The sequence below is a fragment of the Saccharothrix stipae genome, assembly GCF_054781895.1.
In genome coordinates, this window is sequence record NZ_BAAGTN010000005.1 from 550,335 (window position 1) to 573,851 (window position 23,517).

20 protein-coding genes are annotated in these 23,517 nt (G+C 72.8%); 15 read left to right on the forward strand and 5 right to left on the reverse strand.

Features of this window, described 5'->3' with window-relative positions; genetic code table 11:
- Positions 1 to 130: 130 nt before the first annotated feature.
- Positions 131 to 1,624: a CYTH and CHAD domain-containing protein gene (locus tag ACYVLT_RS11505; RefSeq protein ID WP_461120101.1), complete on the forward strand. Its 1,494-nt coding sequence runs from the start codon at positions 131 to 133 to the stop codon at positions 1,622 to 1,624.
- 86 nt (positions 1,625 to 1,710) lie between these two features.
- Positions 1,711 to 3,297 carry a beta-N-acetylhexosaminidase gene (locus ACYVLT_RS11510; protein ID WP_461120102.1) on the forward strand — a complete coding sequence of 529 codons (1,587 nt, stop codon included), beginning with the start codon at positions 1,711 to 1,713 and terminating at the stop codon, positions 3,295 to 3,297.
- A 36-nt stretch (positions 3,298 to 3,333) separates the two neighbouring features.
- Here ACYVLT_RS11510 and ACYVLT_RS11515 read toward each other — a convergent pair whose 3' ends face one another.
- Positions 3,334 to 4,644 (reverse strand): aldehyde dehydrogenase family protein, encoded by a 1,311-nt coding sequence (locus tag ACYVLT_RS11515; protein WP_461120103.1) that lies wholly within the window; start codon positions 4,642 to 4,644, stop codon positions 3,334 to 3,336.
- A gap of 132 nt (positions 4,645 to 4,776) precedes the next feature.
- Here ACYVLT_RS11515 and ACYVLT_RS11520 point away from each other — a divergent pair, with 132 nt between their 5' ends.
- The 5 genes from ACYVLT_RS11520 to ACYVLT_RS11540 are packed head-to-tail and all read left to right on the forward strand — an operon-like array spanning position 4,777 to position 8,407.
- Positions 4,777 to 6,186 carry a GAF domain-containing protein gene (locus ACYVLT_RS11520; RefSeq protein ID WP_461120104.1) on the forward strand — a complete coding sequence of 470 codons (1,410 nt, stop codon included), beginning with the start codon at positions 4,777 to 4,779 and terminating at the stop codon, positions 6,184 to 6,186.
- Between the two features lie 5 nt (positions 6,187 to 6,191).
- Complete coding sequence (locus ACYVLT_RS11525; protein WP_461120105.1) at positions 6,192 to 6,791, forward strand: DUF402 domain-containing protein; 600 nt, start codon at positions 6,192 to 6,194, stop codon at positions 6,789 to 6,791.
- Positions 6,788 to 7,402, forward strand: a complete 615-nt coding sequence (locus tag ACYVLT_RS11530; RefSeq protein WP_461120106.1) for a nucleoside/nucleotide kinase family protein — start codon at positions 6,788 to 6,790, stop codon at positions 7,400 to 7,402. The genes ACYVLT_RS11525 and ACYVLT_RS11530 overlap by 4 nt, the downstream gene beginning before the upstream one ends.
- A 21-nt stretch (positions 7,403 to 7,423) precedes the next feature.
- The gene (locus ACYVLT_RS11535) at positions 7,424 to 7,699 is read left to right on the forward strand and encodes a DUF6412 domain-containing protein (protein WP_461120107.1); all 276 of its coding nucleotides are present in this window, start codon (positions 7,424 to 7,426) and stop codon (positions 7,697 to 7,699) included.
- 39 nt (positions 7,700 to 7,738) lie between these two features.
- Positions 7,739 to 8,407: a YidC/Oxa1 family membrane protein insertase gene (locus ACYVLT_RS11540; RefSeq protein WP_461120108.1), complete on the forward strand. Its 669-nt coding sequence runs from the start codon at positions 7,739 to 7,741 to the stop codon at positions 8,405 to 8,407.
- Here the strand turns inward: ACYVLT_RS11540 and ACYVLT_RS11545 are convergent.
- Both ACYVLT_RS11545 and ACYVLT_RS11550 read right to left on the reverse strand, forming a co-directional pair.
- Positions 8,316 to 9,350, reverse strand: a complete 1,035-nt coding sequence (locus ACYVLT_RS11545) for a fatty acid desaturase family protein (protein WP_461120109.1) — start codon at positions 9,348 to 9,350, stop codon at positions 8,316 to 8,318. The two genes, ACYVLT_RS11540 and ACYVLT_RS11545, sit on opposite strands and share 92 nt — an antisense overlap.
- 32 nt (positions 9,351 to 9,382) lie before the next feature.
- On the reverse strand, positions 9,383 to 10,924 hold the full coding sequence (locus tag ACYVLT_RS11550) for a PucR family transcriptional regulator (protein WP_461120110.1): 1,542 nt from the start codon (positions 10,922 to 10,924) through the stop codon (positions 9,383 to 9,385).
- Between the two features lie 115 nt (positions 10,925 to 11,039).
- Here ACYVLT_RS11550 and pruA point away from each other — a divergent pair, with 115 nt between their 5' ends.
- Together pruA and ACYVLT_RS11560 are read left to right on the forward strand one after the other, a co-directional pair.
- On the forward strand, positions 11,040 to 12,665 hold the full coding sequence (gene pruA / locus ACYVLT_RS11555) for an L-glutamate gamma-semialdehyde dehydrogenase (protein ID WP_461120111.1): 1,626 nt from the start codon (positions 11,040 to 11,042) through the stop codon (positions 12,663 to 12,665).
- Between the two features lie 2 nt (positions 12,666 to 12,667).
- Positions 12,668 to 13,591, forward strand: a complete 924-nt coding sequence (locus ACYVLT_RS11560) for a proline dehydrogenase family protein (protein ID WP_461120112.1) — start codon at positions 12,668 to 12,670, stop codon at positions 13,589 to 13,591.
- Here ACYVLT_RS11560 and ACYVLT_RS11565 read toward each other — a convergent pair.
- Positions 13,578 to 16,076 carry a tetratricopeptide repeat protein gene (locus tag ACYVLT_RS11565; protein WP_461120113.1) on the reverse strand — a complete coding sequence of 833 codons (2,499 nt, stop codon included), beginning with the start codon at positions 16,074 to 16,076 and terminating at the stop codon, positions 13,578 to 13,580. The genes ACYVLT_RS11560 and ACYVLT_RS11565 overlap by 14 nt on opposite strands.
- A gap of 97 nt (positions 16,077 to 16,173) precedes the next feature.
- On the opposite strand from ACYVLT_RS11565, the gene ACYVLT_RS11570 reads away from it, so the two are divergent.
- The 3 genes from ACYVLT_RS11570 to ACYVLT_RS11580 all read left to right on the forward strand — a co-directional run bounded on the left by ACYVLT_RS11570 (position 16,174) and on the right by ACYVLT_RS11580 (position 20,078).
- Complete coding sequence (locus ACYVLT_RS11570; RefSeq protein WP_461120114.1) at positions 16,174 to 17,847, forward strand: bifunctional 3'-5' exonuclease/DNA polymerase; 1,674 nt, start codon at positions 16,174 to 16,176, stop codon at positions 17,845 to 17,847.
- A 114-nt stretch (positions 17,848 to 17,961) separates the two neighbouring features.
- On the forward strand, positions 17,962 to 19,350 hold the full coding sequence (locus tag ACYVLT_RS11575; RefSeq protein ID WP_461120115.1) for a carbohydrate-binding protein: 1,389 nt from the start codon (positions 17,962 to 17,964) through the stop codon (positions 19,348 to 19,350).
- Positions 19,351 to 19,409: 59 nt separating this feature from the next.
- Entirely contained in the window at positions 19,410 to 20,078 is a 669-nt protein-coding gene (locus ACYVLT_RS11580; RefSeq protein ID WP_461120116.1) for a helix-turn-helix domain-containing protein, read from the forward strand.
- Here the strand turns inward: ACYVLT_RS11580 and ACYVLT_RS11585 are convergent.
- Positions 20,060 to 20,923: a hypothetical protein gene (locus tag ACYVLT_RS11585; RefSeq protein ID WP_461120117.1), complete on the reverse strand. Its 864-nt coding sequence runs from the start codon at positions 20,921 to 20,923 to the stop codon at positions 20,060 to 20,062. The two genes, ACYVLT_RS11580 and ACYVLT_RS11585, sit on opposite strands and share 19 nt — an antisense overlap.
- 149 nt (positions 20,924 to 21,072) lie before the next feature.
- On the opposite strand from ACYVLT_RS11585, the gene ACYVLT_RS11590 reads away from it, so the two are divergent.
- Genes ACYVLT_RS11590 through ACYVLT_RS11600 form a run of 3 tightly spaced genes read left to right on the forward strand, consistent with a single transcriptional unit; the run spans position 21,073 to position 23,504 of the window.
- Positions 21,073 to 21,489: a hypothetical protein gene (locus ACYVLT_RS11590; protein WP_461120118.1), complete on the forward strand. Its 417-nt coding sequence runs from the start codon at positions 21,073 to 21,075 to the stop codon at positions 21,487 to 21,489.
- A gap of 3 nt (positions 21,490 to 21,492) precedes the next feature.
- Positions 21,493 to 22,107, forward strand: a complete 615-nt coding sequence (locus ACYVLT_RS11595; RefSeq protein ID WP_461120119.1) for a DUF3558 domain-containing protein — start codon at positions 21,493 to 21,495, stop codon at positions 22,105 to 22,107.
- Positions 22,108 to 22,112: 5 nt separating this feature from the next.
- Entirely contained in the window at positions 22,113 to 23,504 is a 1,392-nt protein-coding gene (locus tag ACYVLT_RS11600) for a hypothetical protein (RefSeq protein WP_461120120.1), read from the forward strand.
- Positions 23,505 to 23,517 lie beyond the last annotated feature (13 nt).

The following is a 23,517-nucleotide window of genomic DNA, read 5'->3' on the forward strand; positions in this document are numbered from 1 at the left end:
CGCACGGCCCGGTCCAGGGACGAAACCGATAAACCACGCGTACGGGCCGACACAAACCCCCGGCATGGTTAACGGGCGATCACACACCGTGACATGCCTGAACTGCACCCAAACGGTGTATGTCTTGTACATGTCGACGTCGGTGCACGAGACGGAACGCAAGTACGAGTCGAACGGCGGCGCCGCGCTGCCGGACCTGGCCGGTCTGCCGGGCGTCGCGGCGGTGGCGGGCCCGGAGGAGCTGCGGCTGGAGGCGGTCTACTACGACACCGCCGACCTGAGGCTCGCCCGGGCCGGGTTCACGCTGCGCCGCCGCACGGGCGGTGACGACGCGGGGTGGCACCTGAAGCTGCCGGCGGGCGTCGACACGCGTGAAGAGGTGCGGTTGCCACCGGGCCGCGCGGCCAAGCACCCGCCCAAGCAGCTCGGCTCGCTGGTCCAGGTGCACGCCCGCGGCCACGAGCTGGCGCCGGTCGCGCGCATCCAGACCACGCGCCACCGCCTGCAGCTGGTGGACGACAAGGGCCGCCTGCTCGCCGAGGTGGTCGAGGACCTGGTGTCGGGGCAGTCCCTGGCGGAGGGCTCGCCGGTCGACTCCTGGCGCGAGATCGAGGTGGAGCTCGGCGAACGCGGTGACGTCGCGCTGCTGGACCGGGTCGAGGCACGGCTGGCCGACGCGGGCATCAGCCGGTCCACGTCGTCGGCGAAGCTGACCCGCCTGCTGGCCGACCGGGTGGCCACCACCACCCCTCCGACCACCGACGGCAAGTCCGCCGGTGACGTGGTGCTGGCCTACCTGCGCGCGCAGGCCGACGCGCTGAAGCTGCACGACCCGCGGGTCCGCCGGGGCGAGGACGACGCGGTGCACCAGATGCGCGTGGCGACGCGGCGGATGCGCAGCGCGTTGCAGGCGTTCGGCACGATCGTGGAGCGTGACAGCACGCGTGAGCTGACCGACGAGCTGAAGTGGCTCGCGGGCGTGCTCGGCGAGGCCCGTGACCTGGAGGTGCTGCGGTCCCGGTTCGAGGACCACGTCGCCGAGCTGCCCCGGGAGCTGGTGCTCGGCCCGGTGCCGGCCCTGTTGACCCGGCACTTCGCGCCGCTGGAGGCCGCCGCGCACGAGGCGGCCGTGACGGCGTTGGACAGCGACCGGTACTTCGCCCTGCTCGACGCGATCGACTCGCTGGTCGCCGCGCCGCCGTTCACGCCGGCCGCCCGGGAGAAGGCCGCGAAGGTGCTCCCCGACCTGATCGCCAAGACCTACCGGCGACTGGCCAAGCGGGCCGAACGGGCCGCGACCGCGCAGGACGACATCGAGCTGCACGAGGCGCGCAAGGCGGCCAAGCGGCTGCGGTACGCGGTGGAGGTGTCCGAACCGCGGTTCGGCAAGCGGGCCGCGAAGTACCGCAAGAAGGTCAAGGCGGTGCAGGAGCTGCTCGGCGAGCACCAGGACGGCGTGGTCGCGCGTCCGGTGCTGCGCGAGCTCGGCGCGAAGGCGCAGCTGGACGGGGAGAACGGCTTCACGTTCGGCCTGCTGCACGGCCTGGAGACGGCGGCGGCACAGCGCGTGGAGGACCGCTTCCCCGCCGTCTGGCGTGGTCTCGGGAAACCGAAGCTGCCGTAATTGGTCTGGACCTTGACACCTGCTGGTGCGGCTGAAACGGTGGCTGGGCCGCCGCTCGGTGATCCACGCTGACCAGGAGGACGTCAGTGCTTCCCACAGAAGGCGCCGGACGGCGCGGGTTCGGTCGAGTGCTCGTCGCGCTGCTGTTCGTCGGCACGGCGGGCGCGGCGGTTCCCGCCCACGCAGCTCCGGAGACACCGTTGCAGCACATCGTGCCCGCTCCCGTCGCAGTCACCCCGCGGCCTGGCGTGACGTTCACGCTCAGCGCGGACACCAGGATCCACACCCACCCCGGCTCGGCCGAGGCGAAGCGGGTCGGCGAGTTCCTGGCGGGCGTGCTGCGCCCGTCCACGGGCTACCGGCTGCCGGTCGTGCCCGGCGCGTCCGGGCGGCACATCTCGCTGCTGCTCGTCGGCGCGGACGCCCGGGTCGGCGCGGAGGGCTACCAGCTCGACGTGACGCGGCGCGGCGTGCTGATCCGGGCGCGGACGGCGGCGGGCCTGTTCGCGGGCGTGCAGACGTTCCGGCAGATCCTGCCCGCGAAGGTGGAGGCCAAGACCAGGCAGCCCGGGCCGTGGACGGCGCCGGGCGGCCGGGTGCTGGACTACCCGCGCTACGCCCACCGGGGCGCGATGCTCGACGTGGCGCGGCACTTCTTCTCCGTCGACGAGGTCAAGCGGTACGTCGACCAGATCGCGCTGTACAAGGTGAACCGGCTGCACCTGCACCTGACCGACGACCAGGGCTGGCGGCTGGAGATCAAGAGCTGGCCCAACCTGACCGCGCACGGCGGCAGCACGGAGGTCGGCGGCGGTCGCGGCGGGTACTACACGCAGGAGCAGTACAAGGACCTGGTGGCCTACGCCGCCGCACGGCACATCACGGTGATCCCGGAGATCGACATGCCGGGCCACACCAACGCCGCGCTGTCGTCGTACCCGGAGCTGAACTGCGACGGCGTCGCGCCGCCGCTCTACACCGGCATCGAGGTCGGCTTCAGCTCCCTGTGCATCGACAAGGACATCACCTACCGGTTCGTGGACGACGTGCTGCGCGAGCTGGCCGCGTTGACGCCGGGCGAGTACCTGCACATCGGCGGCGACGAGGCGCACGCCACCACCGACCCGGACTTCGACCTGTTCATGGACAAGGTGCTGCCGCTGGTCGCCAAGCACGGCAAGACCGCGACCGGGTGGCACGAGTTCGTCAAGGCCGGTCCGCCCGCGTCGGCGGTGCCGCAGTTCTGGGGCACCAAGACCGTCGCGCCGGACATGGTCGAGGCGGCCGCGCGGGGCAGCGAGATCGTGCTGTCGCCCGCGACCAAGGCGTACCTGGACATGAAGTACGACGCCGACACCAAGCTCGGGTTGAGCTGGGCCGGGTACACCGACGTGCAGGACGCGTACGACTGGAACCCCGGCGCGTACATCGAGGGGCTGCCGGCCGAGGCGGTGCGCGGTGTCGAGGCGCCGCTGTGGAGCGAGACCATCACCGACTCGACCGACCTGGAGTTCCTGGCGTTCCCGCGCCTGCCCGCGATCGCGGAGCTGGGCTGGTCGCCGTGGTCGACGCACGACTGGGACCGCTTCAAGGTCCGGCTGGCGGCGCAGGCCGACCGGTGGGACGTGATGGGCGTGAACTACTACGCCTCGCCGCAGGTGCCCTGGAGGTAGTGCCCGGTCGGGGGAGGCGGCCCGGCGCCGCCTCCCTCACCAGTGGCTCTCCACCAGGAGGGTCTTGGTCTGCTGGAAGTGGTCGATCGCGGCGCGGTCACCGACGTCGGACCGGAACGCGTTCAGCCAGACGTGGCGCGCGTTGATCCGCCGGGCGACGCGGTCGGCCACGCCGGTGTCCCGGGACCAGACGCACGCGCCGACGCCGTGCGTGGTCTCGTTCGCCGCCTTCACCGCGTCGTCGACGTCGTCGAACCGGGTCACCCACGTGACCGGGCCGGCGGCGTCCGCCTGGTCGGGGCACCTCCGGCCCTCGATGACCGTCGGCGTGACGTAGTACCCGCCGGAGAGCTCACCGCCGAGGTCCGCGCGCTCGCCACCGCACATGAGCCGGGCGCCTTGCCGCCGGGCGGTCTCGACCTGCGCCATGACCGCGTCCACCTGCTCGCGGCTGGTCAGCGCTCCGACCGCGGTCGCGGTGTCCAGCGGGTGGCCGGGACGGATCGCCGCGGCGCGCTCGGTGACGTCGGCGAGCAAGCGGTCGTGGACCGGGCTCTGCACCAGCGCCTGGCCGACGGCGAAGGTGGTGAATCCCCGCAGCGCCTTGTCGTAGAACGCGTCGCGGTGCGCGGCCACGTCGGCGAAGAAGACGTGCGGGTGCCTGCCGGTCTCCGACGACCCGTGGGTGAGCCCGTTCACGACGTTGACCACGCCGGGCGGCAGCAGGTCGGCGATCAGGCCCACCAGCACGTGGATCGACGCCGGGGTCCGCTCGGCGGGCTTGAGCACCACGGTGTTGCCGGCGGCCAGCGCCGGCGCGAGTCCCGCCGCCGCCACGAGCAGCGGCCGGTGCCACGGGACGACCTGGCCGACGACACCGATCGGCTCCGGGAAGCGGTGGGCCACCAGGTCCTCGCCGATCCGCGTGAGGCCGCCCTCCTGCGCCCGGATCACGCCCGCGAAGTGGCGGAAGTGGTCCACCGCCCGCGGCAGGTCGGCGGCCAGCGCCTCGCGGATCGGCCGGCCGCTCTCCCACGTCTCGGCCACGGCGAGGGCTTCGAGGTCGTCCTCGATCCGGTCGGCGATCTCGTTGAGCACGGTCGCCCGTTCGGCGACCGACGTGCGGCCCCAGCCGCGGGCTGCGCCGTGGGCGGCGTCCAACGCCCGGTCCAGGTCCTCCGCCGTGCCCCGGGCCACCTCGGTGAACACCTCGCCGGTGACCGGGGTGCGGTCGGCGAAGTAGCCGCCCGCGGCGGGCGGCGCGTACTCCCCGCCGATGAAGTGGTCGTACCGGTCCCGGTACGACACCACGCTGCCCCGCGCGCCCGGCGCCGCGTACCTCGCCATGTCCCGCCTCCCAGCGTTGGTCGTCGGCACCAGCGTGGGACGCACGACGTTGCAATCCCGTTGCACCCGAATGGATCAGCGATCCGCTTGCCGCGCTCGGCCGCGGCGGGTCATCCTGGTCGGGGAGGCGCCATGCAACCGGACCCGCGACGGCTCGCGCACGCGCGTGACCTGGTGCTGAGCGGAGAACGGGCGCACGGCGCGCGTGAGCTGATCGTGGCTTCGTGGCGGCGGTCGCTGGCCGCGCGGATCGACCCGGACCGGCACGAGGCGCCCGTCGTGCTCGACCCGGCCGAGGTGGCCGACCGGCGCGGGGCGCACCCGATCGCGGCGGCGCTGCCGGTGTTGCGCGAGACGCTGGTCGACATCGCCGACGAGGCGCGGCACGTCATGATCATCACCGACGCGGACGGCAACATCCTGTGGTGCGAGGGCTCGACGTCCGTGCGCGGCCTGGCCGAACGGGTGCGGTTGACCGAGGGCACCTGCTGGAGCGAGGCGGCGATCGGCACGAACGCGATGGGCACGGCGCTGGTGGTCGGCGGGCCGGTGACCGTGCACTCCGCCGAGCACCTGGTGCGGACCTACCACGGGTGGACGTGCGCGGCGAGCCCCGTGCGCGACCCGGACACCGGCCGCACGATCGGCGTGGTCGACGTGAGCGGGCCGTTGAGCAGCACGCACCCGGCGCTGGTGGCGCTGGTGGCGGCCGCCGCGCGGTTGGCCGAGGGCCAGTTGCAGGTGCGGCTGGCGGCCCGCGACGAGCGGCTGCGGTCGGCGAACATGCGGCACCTGATCGGCCTGCGCGGCGAGCCGGGCGCGTTGCTGAGCCCGAGCGGCCGGGTGCTGGCCGCCGAGCCCGGTCTGCTGGACCGCCGCGTGGACGTGACCGGCGAGGACGTGCGGCTGGCCGACGGGCGGGCGGCGGTCCTGGAGCAGTTGGACGAGGGGTACCTGCTGCGGGTGCCCCGACCGGGTACCCGAAGACCCGTGCTGTCGCTGCGGTTCCTGGGCGACCCGACCGGGTCGCTGGCCGGTCGGCCGTTGCCGCTGTCGCTGCGGCACGCGGAGCTGCTGACGGCGTTGGCGCTGCACCCGCGCGGGCTGACGGCCGAACGGCTGGCGCTGCACCTGTACGGCGAGCGCGGCAACCCGACGACCGTGCGCGCCGAGCTGCACCGGCTGCGCGCCCAGCTCGGCTCGGTGCTGCTGACCAGGCCGTACCGGCTGTCGGCGGACGTGCGCGGCGACTTCCTGGCGGTGCGTGACGCCTTGCGCGCCGGTGATGTCGGTACGGCCGCGGCGGCGTACCGGGGCGAGCTGCTACCCCGGTCCGAGGCGCCGGTGGTGCGCGAGGAGCGGGAGGACCTGGCGGCGGCGCTGCGCCGGGGCGTGCTGGAACGGGGCGACGTCGAGGCGCTCTGGGCGTTCGGCCTGGTCGCGCAGGACGTCACGGTGCTGGAACGCCTGGTCCGCGTCCTGCCGCGGACCGACCCGCGCCACGAGGTGGCGGTGAGCCGGCTGCGGCGGGCCTTAACCTGATCGGCATGGGGTACTTCCAGCCGGGGGACGTGGCGTTGCGCCGCGAGGTGTTGCACGGCAGACCGTGGGCGGTGACCCCGACCAGGGTGGTGCGGGACGGACCGGACCTGCTCGTCGTGTTCACCGTGCCGGGCGTGCGGTTCGGCTTCCCGCCGCACCACTGGCCACACGGCTGGCAGGTCGCGGGCAACACGCACTGGCGCGGCCACGGCAAGCTCCAGATGCACCGGCCGGGTGACGCGTACTCCGTCGACCTGTACTGGGCGGGCGAGGACCGCCGGTTCCAGGGCTGGTACCTCAACCTCCAGGATCCGTTCCGCCGCACGTCGCTGGGCTTCGACACGCTCGACCACGAACTGGACTACTGGGTGCCCGCCGAGGGCGACTGGGTCGAGAAGGACCGCGAGGAGTTCGAGGAGCAGGTCGAGCAGGGCAAGTACACCGCCGAGCAGGCCGAGTCGATCCGCGCCACCGGCAAGGAGATCGAGGCGATGCTCACCGCGGGCACCACGTGGTGGGACCCGGCGTGGGGTTCGTGGGAGCCGGACCCGGGCTGGCCGGTGCCCGTGCTGCCCGCCGGCTGGGCGGACTACCCGCTGCCGTGAAGGTCGTCCCGCTCTCTCCGCAGACCCTCGTGGACGAGTTGGTCGGGCGGATCGACGCGTTGCCGCGCACCACGTGGGCACGGGTGCTGGTCGACGGCGCGCTGCCCACCAAGCCGGGTGAGCTGGCGGACGCCCTCGTGGAGCCGCTGCGCGCGCTGGGACGCCCGGTGCTGCGGGTGTCGGCTTGGGACTTCCTGCGCCCGGCGTCGGTGCGGCTGGAGCACGGCCACGAGGACCCGGACTCGTTCCGCGACTCGTGGCTGGACGTCGGCGGCCTGATCCGCGAGGTGCTGGAGCCGCTCGACCCCGGCGGGTCGGGACGGGTGCTGCCGGCGTTGTGGAACGCGGCGACGGACCGGGCGCACCGGGCCGACTACGTGACGCTCGGCGCGGGTGGCGTGCTGCTGCTGGACGGCACCGTGCTGCTGGACAAGTGGCTGCCCGCGGAGCTGACCGCGCACCTGTGGCTCTCGCCGGGCGCGCTCGAACGGCAGCTGCCCGACGAGTGGCGGTGGACGGTGCCCGCGTACGCCTCCTACGAGCCGCGGGCCGATGTGACGGTGCGCTACGACCACCCCGCCCGGCCCGCGCTCGTGGGTACAGTGAACTGAGCTCAGGGGGAGGTGGGGGGCATGTCCAGGCTGCGGCTGCTGTTGGCGCTGTGCTTGCCCGCCCTGTACACCCTCACCCTGCTCAGCACCCCCGCCGAGGTGCTGGCCGCCGTGACGGCCGTGGCCCTGGTCGTGCTGCTGCTCACCACCGCACCGGTGGTGCGGACCGCGCCCGCGTGGGTGCGGTCGCTGTCGATCCGCGAGAAGTCACTGCGCGCCGCCTTCCTGCGGCTGCGCGACCCCGACGCGGCGGGCCGTCCCCGTCCCCGGGCACCGGGACTCGGCCTCAGCTCCTGAGGTCCGCGGTTCCCCTTGCTCTGAGGACGGAGTTCCCCCTTGTTCCACGCCCTGGGCTCAGCCCTGGCCGCGTTCGCCACGCCCGCCCTGGCCATCGTCGCCTTCACCGTCGTCGTCCGACTGCTCATGCACCCGCTCAGCCGCGCCGCCGTGCGCGGTGAGAAGGCCCGCGCCGCGGTGGCGCCCGACCTGCGCAAGCTGACCGAGAAGTACGGCAAGGACCGGGTGAAGCTCCAGGAGAAGACCCTGGAGCTGTACCGGTCCAACGGCACGTCCATGCTGGCCGGGTGCCTGCCCGCGTTGGTGCAGGTGCCGTTCTTCATGGTGATGTACCGCCTGGTCACCACGCCGAACCCGCTGCTGGACGGCACGCTGCTCGGCGTGCCGATGGGCGCGCACTGGTTCGGCGTGTGGGCGCACACGCCCGTGTTCCTGGGCCTGTTCGCCGTGCTCACCGGGGTCGCCTTCGCGACGTCGCGCCGGCAGGCGGCGGTGGCCCGGCGCACCGGCGGGCCGCAGCCGCCGTTCGCGGCACTGCTGCGGCTCCTGCCGTTCGGCACCGTGCTGATCGCCGCCGTGCTGCCGCTGGCGGCCGGGATCTACCTCGTGACGACGACTACCTGGACCCTGCTGGAGCGAGCTTTCCTGTACCGCGCAGTTCAGCTCCCGCCTCGTGCAGGTACTTCAGCACGTACCCGTACGACGTGAACAGGCCGCACTCGGCGTAGGACACCGACTGCCGGTGGCAGAAGTCGCGGACCAGCACCTGCGCCCGGCGCAGGTGCGGTCGCGGCATGCTCGGGAACAGGTGGTGCTCGATCTGGTAGTTCAGCCCGCCGAGCAGGAAGTCGGTGAACCAGCCACCGGTGACGTTGCGCGAGGTCAGCACCTGCTTGCGCAGGAAGTCGAGCTGGTGGCCCGCCTGCAGCACCGGCATGCCCTTGTGGTTGGGCGCGAACGAGATGCCCATGTAGACGCCGAACACGCCCTGGTGGACCGCGATGAACACCAGCGCCTTCACCGGGGACATCAGCAGGAACACGCTGGTCAGGTAGACCGCGAAGTGCACGGCCAGCAGCACCAGCTCCAGCCGCCAGCCCTTGACCTCGCGGCGGGCCGCGGCGGCGGTGCTGATGACGTGCAGGCTGAAGCCTTCGAGCAGCAGCAGCGGGAAGAACAGCCACGCCTGGCGCTTGACGACCCACCGGAAGAAGCCGCGCTTGCGCGCCGCCTGCTCGGCGCTGAACGCGAGGACGGCGATGTCGACGTCCGGGTCCTCGTCCTCGTGGTTGGGGTTGGCGTGGTGGCGGGTGTGCTTGCTCATCCACCAGCCGTAGCCGACGCCGACGAGCAGGTTGCCCAGCAGCAGGCCCATGGTCTGGTTGTACCGGTGCTCGGCGAACACCTGCCGGTGGCCGGCGTCGTGCCCGAGGAACGCGAGCTGGGTGAAGACGATGCCGAGGACCGCGGCCGGCACGAGCTGCCACCACGAGTCGCCGATCAGCACCATCGACACCCCGGTGAGGCCGAACGCGGCGATCACACCGACCAGGAACGTGATGTAGAAACCGATGCGCCGGTCCAGCAGACCTTGCTGCTTGACCAACCTGGACAATTCAGCGAAGTCGCTGCCACGGGCTTGGGTGCTCACTCCCGGAGGGTACGGCGCGAACCGTCGCCGGTTCAGCCCAGCCTTAGTTGCAACTGGGCGAACAACCGGAGCAGCGGGTCGTCCAGATCGAATCCGCCGACCTCCGCCGCACGTCGGATGCGGTATCGGAGCGTGTTCGGGTGCACGTGCAGCTTGGCGGCTGCGCTTTTCACGTCGCCGAATTCATCCCAGTAGGCCAAAAGGGAACGCGCCAGTTCCCCATCGAGCGCGGCGAGGCGCGGATCCCGGATGCGCGGGTGGTCGGCCAGCAGGGCGAGCGTTTCACTGATCAACACGCGGGACCGGACGTCTTCGAGGGTGGCCACGTCGGCGTCGAGGTCGCGGGACATCGCGTCGAGCACGCGGTCGGCCTCCGCGCGGGAGACCATCACCTCGTCCACGGTGGGCACCGTCGAGCCGATCGCGCCCTGCACCCGCAGCCCCATGTGCCTGCTCGCGGCGGCCACGATCTCCTTGGTCAACGTCAGCAGCGGCGCCTTCGGCGGCAGGTCGGTGAGCAGCGCGTACGTGCGCCCGCTCTGCCGGCTGACCAGGGCGCTGCGCCGGTACGCGGCGGCGTGCACGGAGATCAGGCTGGTCATCTCGGTCCGGCGCAGCTCGTGCTCGGTGCGGTCGGCGTGCTCCTGGCCGCGCAGGGCGAACACCACGACGGCGGCGGGCTTGTCCGGGTCGGCGCCGATCTGCTCGGCGATCGCCTCGGCGTCCATCCGGCCGTCGAGCAGGGACGCGAGCAGGTTCTCCCGGAACGCGGCGGCGGGCTCGCGCTGCTGCACCAGGTGCAGAGCGGTGACGCGGGCCGCGCCGAGCAGGGCGCGTTCGGCCTGCTCGGTCAGCGGCGTGCCGCCCTCCTGCACCCAGATCGTGCCGAGCGGTTGCGCGCCCGCGTGGATGCCGACCGCGATGCGGCGGCGGATGCCCAGCTCGGGGCGTTCGTCGATGCGGACGACCTCCTCGCCGGAGCGCAGGCGCTGGTAGACGCCCCACTCGTGGAGCATCTTGAGGTACGGCTCGGGCCCTTGGCGGCCGAGGATGGACAGCCTGCGCAGCTCGTCCACCTCGTCGGTGGAGCGGGAGTAGGCCAGCACGCGGCTCGCGGTGTCCTCGATGCTGACGATGCCGCCGGTCAGCGTGGCGATGGTCTGGGCGAGGCCGAACAGGTCGCCGAGGACCTCGCCCGCACCCGCGTCGGCCGCCACGCGGGCGTCGTGCACGACGCCGCGGGCGAGCGCTTCGAGGTGTTCCCAGCGGACCTCGGGCCGCACGGCCAGCAGCGCCACGCCCGCGTCCGCCGCCGCCTGCCGCAGCACCGGCGACGGCGCGTCGACCTTGACCGCCACGGCCACCGCTCCCCCGGCTCCCGCCGCCCTGACCAGCGGTGCCGCGGCACGCCCGCGCGCGCCGATGATCAACGCGAGGTCGCCGGGCCGCACGTCGGGCGGGTCGTCCGGGTCGAGGATGACCACGTCGAGGACGTCGGTCTCCAGCCCGTGCGGCGCGACCTGCACCTCGACCAGCGGATCGCCGAGCGCGATCAGGACCTGCCGCAGGCTCATCTTTTGTCCAGTTCCACAACGACGGGTGGCCAAGCCTAGACGTCCGGACAACGGGACGCATGGTTGGAAGTCCTACCGTTGGGACAACCCCAACCCTGTGGCGAAGGAGCTGCTCGTGGATGCCGTGACCACGGTCCCCGCACCGGTGAACGAGCCCGTCCTCGGCTACGCGCCCGGCACCCCGGAACGCGCGCAGCTGCAGGCGAAGCTGGCCGAGCTGGCCAAGGAGCCCACCGAGCTGACCCTCACCATCGGCGGGGAGCAGCGGGTGGGCGGCGGCGAGCGCTTCGACGTCGTGCAGCCGCACAACCACCGCGCGGTGCTCGGCACGCTGCACGGCGCCACCCAGCAGGACACGCGTGACGCCATCGCCGCCGCGAAGGAGGCCGCGCCCGCGTGGCGCGCGATGTCCTACGACGACCGCGCCGCGATCCTGCTGCGCGCCGCCGACCTGCTCGCGACCAAGTGGCGGGCCACGCTCAACGCGGCCACCATGCTCGGCCAGTCCAAGACCGCGATCCAGGCCGAGATCGACGCCGCCTGCGAGCTGATCGACTTCTGGCGCTTCAACGTCTCGTTCGGGCGTCGACTGCTGGAGGAGCAGCCGCAGTCGTCTCCCGGCGTGTGGAACCGCACGGACCACCGCCCGCTGGAGGGCTTCGTCTACGCGATCACGCCGTTCAACTTCACCGCGATCGCCGGCAACCTGCCCACCGCGCCCGCCCTGATGGGCAACGTGGTGCTGTGGAAGCCGTCGCCGACGCAGAGCTTCGCCGCGCACCTGACCATGCGGCTGCTCGAAGAGGCGGGCCTGCCGCCGGGCGTGATCAACCTGCTGCCCGGTGACGGCCTGGCCGTGTCCGAGGTGGCGCTGGCCGACCCGGACCTGGCGGGCATCCACTTCACCGGGTCCACCCGGACGTTCCAGCACCTGTGGGGCCAGGTGGGCGCGAACATCGCGAACTACCGCTCGTACCCGCGGGTCGTCGGCGAGACCGGCGGCAAGGACTTCGTGCTCGCCCACCCGTCGGCCGACGTGGACGTGCTGCGCACCGCGCTGGTCCGCGGCGCGTTCGAGTACCAGGGGCAGAAGTGCTCGGCCGCGTCCCGCGCGTACGTCCCGCGCTCGGTGTGGAACCGGGTCAAGGACGACTTCCTGGCCGACGTCGAGTCGCTGACCATGGGTGACGTCACGGACCTGTCGAACTTCATGGGCGCGGTCATCGACCGGCGTTCGTTCGACAAGCTGAACGGGGTCTTGACGGCCGCGCGCGCCGACGACCGGCTGGAAGTCGTCGCGGGCGGCACGGCGGACGACTCCGAGGGCTTCTTCGTGCGCCCCACCGTGCTGCTGGGCACCGACCCGGCGCACGAGGTGTTCACCACCGAGTACTTCGGGCCGGTGCTGGCGGTGCACGTGTTCGACGACGCCGACTACGACACCGTGCTGCGGCAGATGGAGAGCGCCGCGCCGTACGCGTTGACCGGCGCGATCATCGCGCGGGACCGGGCCGCGATCGTGCACGCCCAGCAGGAGCTGCGGTTCGCCGCGGGCAACTTCTACGTCAACGACAAGCCGACCGGAGCCGTCGTCGGGCAGCAGCCGTTCGGCGGCGGCCGGGCGTCGGGGACCAACGACAAGGCGGGCTCGGTGCACAACCTGCTGCGCTGGGTGAGCCCGCGTTCGATCAAGGAGACGTTCGCGGCTCCCACCTCCTACCGCTACCCGCACCAGGGGTGATCATGCTCCGCTCCACGCTGCTCGCCGCCTCCCGCTCCGGGGCCATCCGCGAGCTGGTCGAACGCACGCCGCTGACCCGGCCGGTCGTCGAGCGCTTCATCTCCGGCGACGACGTGGACGCGGCCGTCGCCACCACCGGCGAGGTGCTGGCCGACGGCCGGTACGTCACGCTGGACCACCTCGGCGAGGACACCCGGGACGCGGCGCAGGCCACCGCCACCGTCGAGGCCTACCTGGACCTGCTGCGCCGGCTCGAACTCGCCGGGCACACCGGGCGGGCCGAGGTGTCGGTGAAGCTGTCCGCGGTGGGGCAGTTCCTGCCGGTGGACGGCGAGAAGATCGCGTTGGAGAACGCCCGGCGCATCTGCTCGGCGGCGGGCGCGGTCGGCACCACGGTGACCCTCGACATGGAGGACCACACCACGACCGACTCCACCCTGGGCATCCTGCGCGAGCTGCGCGTGGACTTCCCGTGGGTGGGCGCGGTGGTGCAGGCCTACCTGAAGCGCACCGAGCAGGACTGCCGGGACCTGGCCCACGCCGGGTCGCGGGTCCGGCTGTGCAAGGGCGCGTACCAGGAGCCCGCCTCGGTGGCGTTCCAGGACAAGACCGAGGTCGACCTGTCGTACGTGCGGTGCCTGAAGGTGCTGATGGCGGGCGAGGGCTACCCGATGGTCGCCTCGCACGACCCGCGGCTGATCGCGATCGCGGGCGAGCTGGCCGGGGACCGGTCGCCGGACACCTACGAGTACCAGATGCTGTACGGCATCCGCCCCGACGAGCAGCGCCGCATCGCCGCCGCGGGCAACCGCATGCGGGTGTACGTGCCCTACGGCGACGAGTGGTACGGCTACTTCATGCGGCGGCTGGCCGAACGTCCGGCGAACGTGGCCTTCTTCCTCCGCTCGCTGGTCACCACGGGCTAGCCGGCTCCGACATCGCGCGCATCCGGGCGCGCGCCACCTCCGGGTCGGCGTGCGCCCGGACCACCGCGTCCACGGCTTGCGCGGCACGCGTGCACAGGTCCGGCGCGGCTCCCGAGTCGCGCAGCACCACCATCGCGCGGTGTGCCGACAACAGCGCGCGCTCCAGGTGCCTGCCCGACTCGGCGCACAGCCGCGCGTAGAGCGCCAACGCGTCGGCGTAGCGCGGCTCGGTGGCCAGTTCGTCGGGTGTGCTGGTCAGGTGCCACACCAGGACGGCGTGCCGGGCGCGGCTCGACGCCTCCGGGTCCGACCGGGCGTCCAGCAGCACGGCGACCCGGTGCACGGCCACGGCGTACCCGATCGGCGCGGCCCGGCTGCGGCCCAGCAGGTCGCGCCAGATCTCGGCGACCTGCTCGGCGGGCCGCAGCGCCAGGTGCCCGTGGCCGTGCTCGGCCAGGCCGTCGGCCAGGTCGCGCAACGCCGCCGCGAGCCGGCCGCCGTGCGCGGCCGGCGACAGGTGCGGCAGCCGCCGTGCCGCGGCCAGCACCTCGTCCACGACCCGGCGTGCCTCGTCCTCGCGACCGGCGGCGAGCAGCAGCCGGGCGAGCCGGGACTGGGCGACGGTGCACGAGACCTGGTGGTCGAGCGGGAAGCCGATCGCCAAGGGGCGCAACAGCTCCACCGCCTCCTCGGCGGCGGCGAGGCGTTCGGGGCCGGGCAGCACGTCGACCTGGTCGACGAGCGCGAGGGCCAGGCGTCCGACGGCGTGCGGGTCGCCGTCACGGGCGATCCGGCGGCGCACCAGCACCGCCTCCTCGGACACGCGCAACGCGTCGGCGTCGCGTTCCAGCACGCGCAGCAGCTCGCTCAGCGCGCCGAGCGCGGCAGCCAGCTCCGGCTCGAAGTCGCGCGGGTTGGCGCGGGCCAGCCTGCGCAGCACGTCGATCGACTCCACCACCACGGCCGCCGCCTCGTCACGCCGACCGTGCCCGGACAGCACGGACGCGATCGAGGCGAGCGTGCGGGCGAACTCGGCCTCGTAGCGCGGGTCCGCCGCCGCCACCTCGCGCCACTGCGCGACCGCGAGCCCGGCCACGTAGGCCGCCTCGTCGGCGCGGCCGGCGTCGAACAGCCGCACCGAGTGGTGGTGGGTCACCTTGGCCTGCTCGACCCGGAACCACGCCGGGTGCGCGGCGGCGAGGTCGCGGTAGAGGCCGGACGCCTCGCCGACCGCGGTCATCGCCTCGTCCGGGCGGCCCAGCGCGGCGTAGCGGCGGCTCAGCTGGTTCAGCGCGCCGGCCAGTTGCGGCGTGCAGTCGTCGTCCTCGGCGGCGGCGACCCGGCACACCGCCACGGCCTCCTCGGACACGGCCAGGGCGTCCTCCGGCCGGCCGACCGCGAGGTAGCGCAATCCCAGGTCCGCCAAGGCGTCCGCGAGCGCCGGGCGGTGTTCGGCGGAGTCCTCTTCGGCCAGTTCGCGGTAGAGGGCGACCTCCCGGCGCGCGGCCGCCAGGGCCTCCTCGTGCAGCGCGGCCAGGGCGGCGCGGGCGGACAGCACGCCGTGCAGCTCGGCCGCCTCCAGCTTCCCGGTGACGCCGCGCAGGAGGGTCCGGGTGAGCAGGGCGGGCAGCGGGTCGCCGTGGAAGCGGGCGTCGTCGAAGACGTGCCGCGCGACGGCCCTGGCCGGTCCGGGTGACTCCGCCAGCGCCCTCAGGGTGGCGCCGGTGGCGGTGCGGGCCAGGTCCGGGTGGGCGGTGAACAGCTCCTCGGCGCGGCGGCGGGCGTGCGGCCAGCGCTCGGCGGCGCGGAGCAGGGTCTCCAGGGCGTCCGGCGTGCGTTCGGGGGTGATCCGGTCGTCCAGCAGCGCCACGGCCAGGACGTCCTCCGCGAGCCGGCCGCGGTCGGGCGGGTTCGGGTCGACGTCGATCAGCCGGCGCACCAGGTCGACCGGGTCGTCGGCGGGCGAGCCGTGCACGGCGGCGATGGCGGCCAGGTGCAGGTCGTGCAGCGTGGGCACGTCGGGTGGCGCGGCGGTGGGGCGCGGGCGGCCGAGTGCGTCGGCGAAGCACGCGCAGGCGGTGGCGAAGGACGTCCCGTGCTCGTCCGGGCAGGCGGTGACGGCGAGGTCGGCGGTGGTGCAGCCGAGGTCGGCGGCGCGTTGACGGATCGCCGACCACCACCAGCCCGTGGTGCGGGCGACCAGCAGGATCCGGGTCCGGTCGGTGGCCGCGGAGATCAGGTAGTGGAGGTCGCGCCACGGGATCAGGTCGGCGTCGTCGACGACCCGGACCGTCGAGCCGGCCGCGAAGTGCACCGCCAACCGCGTCTTCCCGACCCCGGCCGGACCGTGCAGGAGCAGCAGCGAGAGCACCCCGTCACCGTCCCGCCACCGGGTCAGGGCGGCCAGCTCGGCCGCGCGCCCGTGGAACGGCACCACCGCGCGCCGTGGGTCCAGCAGCTCGGCGGGCGAGGGGGTGTGATCCACCAGCACATCCTGCTCCCACCGCTCAGCCACGATCGGGTGACCAACGCCCTTCGGTCCGAGGTCGGGAATTGTCGGACCCCGCCTGCACAATCGACAGGTGCTCATTGCCCTGGTGTCGGATGGCGAGAACGCGGGGAAGTTCCGCGTGCTCTCCGACATCGGGGTGCCTGAAGGACCGCTGGTGGAGACCTCGGACCTGGCCGCGGCGGTGTCCGATTTGGAGGATCGGCACAGACCCCGGTGGCTGTGGGCGGAGACGACGGAGGTCTACCCGGACCTGCTGGCGCGCGGGGTGCGGGTCGAGCGGTGCCAGGACTTGGCGCACGTCGAGTACCTGCTGCTGGCCTACCAGGGTCGGCACGCGGAGCCGCGCGGGCTCGGTGCGGCGATCGCCCGGCTGCGCGGGCTGCCCGTGCCGGAGGACCACGGTCCGCGCAAGCGCGACACCCAGCCGACCCTGTTCGAGCCCGAGCAGCAACGGCTGCCCGGCGACGCCGACCCGCTCGACGCGGTGATCGCGGTGCACGTCGAGCAGCAGCGGCTGGTCGCCACGCTCCCGCACGCCGACCGGCTGCGGCTGCTGTTCGCGGCCGAGTCGGCCAGCGCGTTGGCCGCCGCCGAGATGACGCACTTCGGCCTGCCCTGGCGGGCCGACGTGCACGAGCGGCTCCTGGTGGACACGCTCGGCCCGCGTCCGACCAACGGCGTGCGCCCCGCCAGGTTGGCCGAGTTGGCCGACCGGATCACGGCGGCGTTCGGCGGCAGGCAGGTCAACCCGGACCACCCGCCGGGCATCGTGCGCGCGTTCGCCCGGGAGGGCATCGACGTCCCGTCGGCCCGCGCGTGGGTGCTCAAGGGGATCGACCACCCGGCCGTGGAGCCGCTGCTGGAGTACAAGGAACTGGCCCGGCTGTGGGTGGCGCACGGCTGGTCGTGGCTGGACGCCTGGGTGGCCGACGGGCGGTTCCGGCCCGACTACGTGGTCGGCGGCGTGGTGTCCGGGCGGTGGGCCACGCGGGGCGGGGCGGCGTTGCAGATCCCGCGCACGCTGCGCACGGCGGTGCGTGCCGATCCGGGGTGGAAGCTGGTGGCGGCGGACGCGGCGCAGCTGGAGCCGCGGGTGCTGGCGGCGTTGTCGAACGACCACAGGTTCACCGAGGTGTCCTCGGACGACGACCTGTACACGAGTCTGGCCGCGGAGGCGTTCGACGGGGACCGCGGCAAGGCGAAGCTCGCCATGCTCTCGGCGATGTACGGCGGCACGGGCGGTGACGCGGGTCCGGCGATGGCGGTGCTGCGCCGCCGCTTCCCCGAAGCCGTCGGGTACGTGGAGGCCGCCGCGCTGGCGGGTGAGCAGGGTCGGATGGTGCGCTCGCGGCTGGGCCGCACGAGCCCGCCGCCCTCGGCCGCGTGGCACGAGGTCACCGGCAACACCGACGACGGCGAGGACGCGGTGCGCCAGTCGCGGCGGGCGGCGCGGGACTGGGGTCGGTTCACCCGCAACTTCGTGGTGCAGGCCAGCGCGGCGGACTGGACGGCGGCGTTGCTGGGCGTGCTGCGGCGGCGGTTGCACCAGGCGGCGCCCGGCGCGCACCTGGTGTTCTTCCAGCACGACGAGGTGCTGGTGCACTGCCCCCAAGAGCTGGCCGGGGCGGTGTGCGCGGAGGTGACGGCGGCGGGTGCCGAGGCGTCACGACTGGTGTTCGGCGCGACGCCGGTCCGGTTCCCGCTCAAAGCCGTGCCGGTGGACAGCTACGCCGACGCGAAGTAGCGGCTTTGGGCCGTTCGGTCGCTTGAACGATCATCATGAGAGCGCTCTCATGATTCCCAAGGCAATTTGTTGTCGTGCCGAACGCTCAGGACAGTGACAAGGAGGTCACCGCTCATGGAGTTCAGCCGCAGACGACGCGTCCTCGCGACCGCTGCCGCCCTGATCACCGCCGTGCCGCTGGCGGTCGTCGCCACGATGTCGGCCAACGCCTCGGTGCCGCCCACCCCACCGGGCTGGGCGCTGCAGTGGAGCGATGACTTCAACGGCGCCGCGAACACGCTGCCGTCGTCCTCGAACTGGATCTTCGACCTCGGCCACGGCTACCCGGGCGGACCGGGCAACTGGGGCACCGGCGAGATCCAGAACTACACCAACAGCACCAACAACATCAAGCTCGACGGCGCGGGCAACCTGCGCATCACCGCCCTGCGCGACGGCGCGGGCAACTGGACGTCGGCCCGCATCGAGACCCAGCGGGCGAACTTCAAACCCCCGGCGGGCGGCAAGCTCGCCATCGAGGGCCGCATCCAGATGCCCAACGTCACCGGGCAGGCGGCGCTCGGCTACTGGCCGGCGTTCTGGGCGCTCGGCTCGCCCTACCGCGGCAACTACTGGAACTGGCCCGCCATCGGCGAGTTCGACATCATGGAGAACGTCAACGGCATCAACTCGGTGTGGGGCGTGCTGCACTGCGGCGTGAACCCCGGCGGGCCGTGCAACGAGACCAACGGCCTCGGCGCGAGCCGCACGTGCCCCGGCGCGTCGTGCCAGTCGGCGTTCCACACCTACCGGTTCGAGTGGGACGAGAGCTCGTCACCCAAGGCCTTCCGCTGGTACGTGGACGGGCAGCAGTTCCACAGCGTCAACCAGAACCAGTTCGACGCGACCACGTGGAACAACATGACCAGCCACGCGGGCTACTTCCTGCTGCTGAACCTGGCCATCGGCGGGGCGTTCCCCAACGGGGTCGCGGGCCACGGCACGCCGACGGCGGCCACCGTGCCCGGTCACTCGCTGCTGGTGGACTACGTGGCGGTGTGGACGGCGGGCGGCGGCACCCAGCCGACCACCACGACCACCACCCAGCCCGGCGGCAGCGGGTGGGACGCGTTCGGCGACATCCAGGCGGAGCAGGCCACGTCGCGGTCCGGCGGCACGATCGAGTCGGCCGACGGCGGTCAGGCGGTGGCGCAGCTGCGCAACGGCAACTCGCTGCGGTTCTCCGGCGTCCGGTTCGGCTCGCGCACCGCCACCCAGTTCGTCGCGCGGGCCGCGTCCGGCGCGTCCGGCGGGGTGAGCGGCCTGGTCGAGGTGCGGCTGGACAGCCCCACCGCGGCGCCCATCGGCAGCTTCGCCATCGCCAACACCGGCGGCTGGCAGAGCTGGCGGACGGTGCCCGCGAACATCTCCGGGGTCACCGGCACGCACGACGTCTACGTCACCTTCACCAGCGGTCAGCCCGCGCCGTACGTGAGCGTGAACTGGATCCGTTTCGGCACGTGAGCGCCCGTGGCGGGTCGCGCGCACCTCCTCCCGCGCGGCCCGCCACTACCATCGACGGGGTGTACGCGGAACGCCCGTTCCCCGGTCTGGCCTGCGTGTGGCGCCGGACCTCGACGTCGACCGCGCCCGCGCTGGTCGTGCCGGACGGCTGCACCGACATCATGTACTCGGCCGCGTCCGGTCGGGTGTTCGTGGCCGGGCCGGACACGGTCGGGCACGTGACGTCCGCGGAGCCCGGGACGTTGTTCGGCGTGCGCTTCGGGCCGGGCGTGGGACCTTCGGCGCTCGGCGTGCCTGCGGTGGAGCTGCGTGACCAGCGCGTCGCGCTGGCGGTGCTGTGGGGGCCGCTGTCCCGGTTGGAGGACGCGCTGGGTGCGGCGGAGGACCCGTGCGAGGTGCTCGCGTCGGCCGCTCTGGCACGGCTGCGGGAGACGCCGCCGGATCCCGTGGTGGGCGTCATCGCGTCGTCTTCGGAGAGCGTCGGCGACCTGGCCTGGTCGCTCGGCCTGAGCGCGCGGCAGCTGCACCGGCGCAGCCTGGCCGCGTTCGGCTACGGGCCCAAGGTGCTGCACCGGGTGCTGCGGTTCGACCGGGCGGTCAAGCTGGCCTGGGCGGGCGTGCCGTTCGCCGACATCGCCCATCGCACCGGGTACTCCGACCAGCCACACCTGTCCCGGGAGGTGCGCGAGCTGGCCGGCGTGCCGCTGGGTCAGCTGATCCGGTCGTAGGCGCGCAGCGTCAGCAACGCCTCGATGGTGACGACCGGCCGCCACTCGAAGGTCGTCACGGGAGTCCACGCGGGCCACGGGAACGTCCACCCGCCGTCGTCGTGCTGCGCCGCGGCCAACGCGTCGAGGTCCGCGTCGATCTCGTCGTCGCCGAACCAGCGCCGGGCCAGGCTGTCCGGGGTCGGCGCGTAGTGGCTCGGCTTGTGCGTCTCCCCCGCCGCGTACCCCTCGGCCGCCTGGCCGGCGCCCACGTCGACCAGCCCCTGCTCGCGCACCAGCGCACCCAACCGCTCCGCCTCCCGTTCCGCCCTCGGCCGGTCCGGCACGTGGTCGAGGAAGCGGACGCAGGCGTTGGCCTCGTAGGGGTGCGACTTGGTCAGGTCGCCGATGCGCCGCCAGCAGAACGCGGTGGCACCGTCCAGCCAGGCGTGCTCGACGCCCATCTTGTGCAGGACGCTCGCCAGCAGGGCCGTGACCAGCAGGTCGCTGTCACCGGAGGGCTGCCACCACGGCGCCCGCAGGCCGTCGTGCCCGGTGTCCAGGCAGTTCGGCACCCCGCCGTCCGCGTTGGTGATCGTGGTGAGGAAGTCGCACGCCGGTGCGGCGTGGTCGGTCACGCCCACCTCGTCGAGCAACGACAACGCCGTGAAGGTGTGCAACGGCTGGCTGTCCGGCCCACGTCCGTCGGGCTCCAGGGCGTGCCCGAACCCGCCGTCGTCGTTGCGGTAGGCCAGCACGGCCGCCGCCACGGCGTCCCCCGGCCCACCGTCGAAGAGGTGCAGGAACCGCCGTTGTTCGAGGACTCGCGCGTTGAGCCACATGAAGGAACGAGCTGCTGCGATCATGCGTCCGACGGTAGGCCGCCCGGAGCCCGCCGTCTTGAACGGATCGGACGTCCATCCCCCACCAGGAGTAACCGACGCAATAGCCCCGACGGGGCGTGGACCCTGTGCCATCATCTTTTCGGGCAGTTCAGCGTGAGGGGAGCACGACGATGTTGGACGCCGGAGGCGGCGGGGGCGCCAAGCAGATCGGTTTCGTGGCGGACACGGTGGCCAGCGGCCCTGGCGGCGCCGGTCTGGTGGCGAGCCAAACGCACTTCCGCGTCGACCCGGCCCAGGCCCAGAAGCTGATCGACGGCCTGGCGGACGCACGCGACCGTTTGCAGGAGCTGAACAACGACGCCTACCAGCTTCAATCCATCGGGTCACCGGGCAAGGACTTCTACAGCGGGATGGCGACCATCGCCATCCAGACCGCGGCTGGAACAGATGTCGGTGGCTACGCTTGGGCCAATCAGAAGGCGTACGACGCCTTGAACAACACGATCCAGAACATCCAGGCCTCGCTGGAGGCCTACAAGAACCAAGATGACGCAACCGCTGACGCCTTCAAGGGCGAGGGGAATTAGTCGATGAGGCGAGCAGCAGTGCTGGCAGTGGTTTCCGCGGCGTCCCTGGTCCTGGCGGCGGGCTGCACCTCGGTCGGCGGCTCACCGACCCCGGCCGGGACGACGACCACGACGAGCACGTCCAGCGGGTCCACGGGAACTTCGCAGGCCGCGGGCGAGGCACCTCCGATCACCGGGCCCGAGCTGGACCTGTCGAAGGTCAGCGGACCTTGCGACCTGCTGACCTCCGCGCAGTTGTCGGCCCGCGGCGTCACACGGCCGGGTGAGGAGCGCACCGCGCCGGTGGGTCCCAGCTGCAAGTGGACCCCGGACGACCGCGCCTTCGGCACCACCTTCAACGCCTCGTTCCTGGTCGAGTCCAAGGGTCTGGACGGCTTCTACAAGAACCGCGCCAACTTCAAGGTGTTCGAACCGGCCGAGGTGGCCGGGTACCCGGCGGTGAACGGCGACCTCATCGACGCGAAGAGCGGTGCTTGCTCGACCGCGGTCGGAGTTGCCGAGGGCGAGGGCTTCATCGTCCAGGTCAACGTCAATGACAAGAAGCTCCCCGAATACGAGAACCCGTGCTCGGCCTCCAGTGCGATCGCGGAAACCGTGATCGAGAACTTGAAGGGGTAGGGACCGTGGCCGGCGACGTCGAGATGGACCTGTCCGGGTTCGCACTGCTCCAGATCGGCATCGGTGCCGACAAGATCTACGGCTGGTTCCGTGACGGCAAGGGTGCGGAGGGGACGACCGATGTCGGCGATCAAACGTGGAGCGGCATCGCGGCCGGTCAGGACGAGATCAGCGAGCTGATCAACCGGGCGGTGCGGGAATCGGGCGCGGCGTGGGAGGGTGCGGCAGGTGATCAGGCCCGCTCGTCGACGACGCCGATCGCCAGCTGGTCCGACACGGCCAGTGCGAGCGCCACCACCGCAGGCCAGAACACCGCCGACATCAGCCGCGCGTTCCGGCTGGCGGACAGCGAGGTCCAGAAGCCCGTCGACGTGCCGGACAAGCCCTGGTACGAGCCGGTCATCCCGTGGGACACCGACTACGACGACGCGGTCGAGAAGAGCCAGCAGGTCAACGCGCACAACATGCAGGTGTTGAGCATGTACGGCACGACCGTGAACTCCGCCAGCGCCGGGATGCCGACGTTCCAATCGCCCGACGAGATCGGGGCGAACGTCGAGAAGGAGGAGATCCTCATCCCGCCGCCCAAGCCGGGCAAGCGGGAAGAGCACACCAGCACGAGCGAGACCAGCACCAACACGAACACCAGCACCAACACGAACACCGGTGATCGCAACGGCACGGGGACGACGAACACGTCGTGGGCCGAGCCGTCGATCCCGCCCCCCGGCACGACCGGTGACAGCACGACCAAGCCGTCGTGGGTGCAGCCCGACCCGAAGGGGCCCCAGCCCGACATCGGGAACCGGCCGCCGCCGATGCCGACGGATCCGCGCCAGCCGTACGACCCGCGACTGCCCTACGACCCGCGGTTGCCGTACGACCCGCGCAACCCGAACGACCCCCGCAACCCCAACCACCCCAACAATCCGAACAACCCGCGCAACCGCCCGCCCGGCATGCCCAACGGGCCCGGTGTGCCCGGAATGCCCGGCGGTGGCCGTTCCGGCATGCCCGGAGGCGGCGGTGGCGGCGGGATGCCCGGTGGCGGAGGCGGCGGTGGGCTCGGCGCGGGACGCATCCCCGGCATGGGTGGACCCGGTGGCATGGGTGGTGGGCCCGGCGGGTTCGGGCCCGGCGGCATGTCCGGCGCCATGGGGCCCGGCGAGGGTCGCGGTGGCTTCGGGCCCGGCGGCGCGGGCGGGTTCGGGCCAGGTGGGTCGGCCGGTGGTCGTGGTGGTCCCGGCGGCGCCGGTATGGGCGCGGGCATGGGCGCCGGAGCCGGCGCGGGCCAGGGGGAAGAGGACAAGGAGCACAAGGCCGCGTCGTACCTGCAGGAGACCGAGGACATCTTCGGCGACGGCACGATGGTGGCACCGCCGGTCATCGGCGAATAGCCGACCATCTGAA

Coding starts and splice junctions, on each gene's coding strand:
- ACYVLT_RS11525 (WP_461120105.1), top strand. CDS start 6,192: ATGGGGTACTTCCAGCCGGGGGACGTGGCGTTGCGCCGCGAGGTGTTG.
- ACYVLT_RS11575 (WP_461120115.1), top strand. CDS start 17,962: ATGGAGTTCAGCCGCAGACGACGCGTCCTCGCGACCGCTGCCGCCCTG.
- ACYVLT_RS11550 (WP_461120110.1), bottom strand. CDS start 10,924: ATGAGCCTGCGGCAGGTCCTGATCGCGCTCGGCGATCCGCTGGTCGAG.
- ACYVLT_RS11520 (WP_461120104.1), top strand. CDS start 4,777: ATGCAACCGGACCCGCGACGGCTCGCGCACGCGCGTGACCTGGTGCTG.
- ACYVLT_RS11560 (WP_461120112.1), top strand. CDS start 12,668: ATGCTCCGCTCCACGCTGCTCGCCGCCTCCCGCTCCGGGGCCATCCGC.
- ACYVLT_RS11595 (WP_461120119.1), top strand. CDS start 21,493: ATGAGGCGAGCAGCAGTGCTGGCAGTGGTTTCCGCGGCGTCCCTGGTC.
- ACYVLT_RS11505 (WP_461120101.1), top strand. CDS start 131: ATGTCGACGTCGGTGCACGAGACGGAACGCAAGTACGAGTCGAACGGC.
- ACYVLT_RS11515 (WP_461120103.1), bottom strand. CDS start 4,644: ATGGCGAGGTACGCGGCGCCGGGCGCGCGGGGCAGCGTGGTGTCGTAC.
- ACYVLT_RS11535 (WP_461120107.1), top strand. CDS start 7,424: ATGTCCAGGCTGCGGCTGCTGTTGGCGCTGTGCTTGCCCGCCCTGTAC.
- ACYVLT_RS11585 (WP_461120117.1), bottom strand. CDS start 20,923: ATGATCGCAGCAGCTCGTTCCTTCATGTGGCTCAACGCGCGAGTCCTC.
- ACYVLT_RS11590 (WP_461120118.1), top strand. CDS start 21,073: ATGTTGGACGCCGGAGGCGGCGGGGGCGCCAAGCAGATCGGTTTCGTG.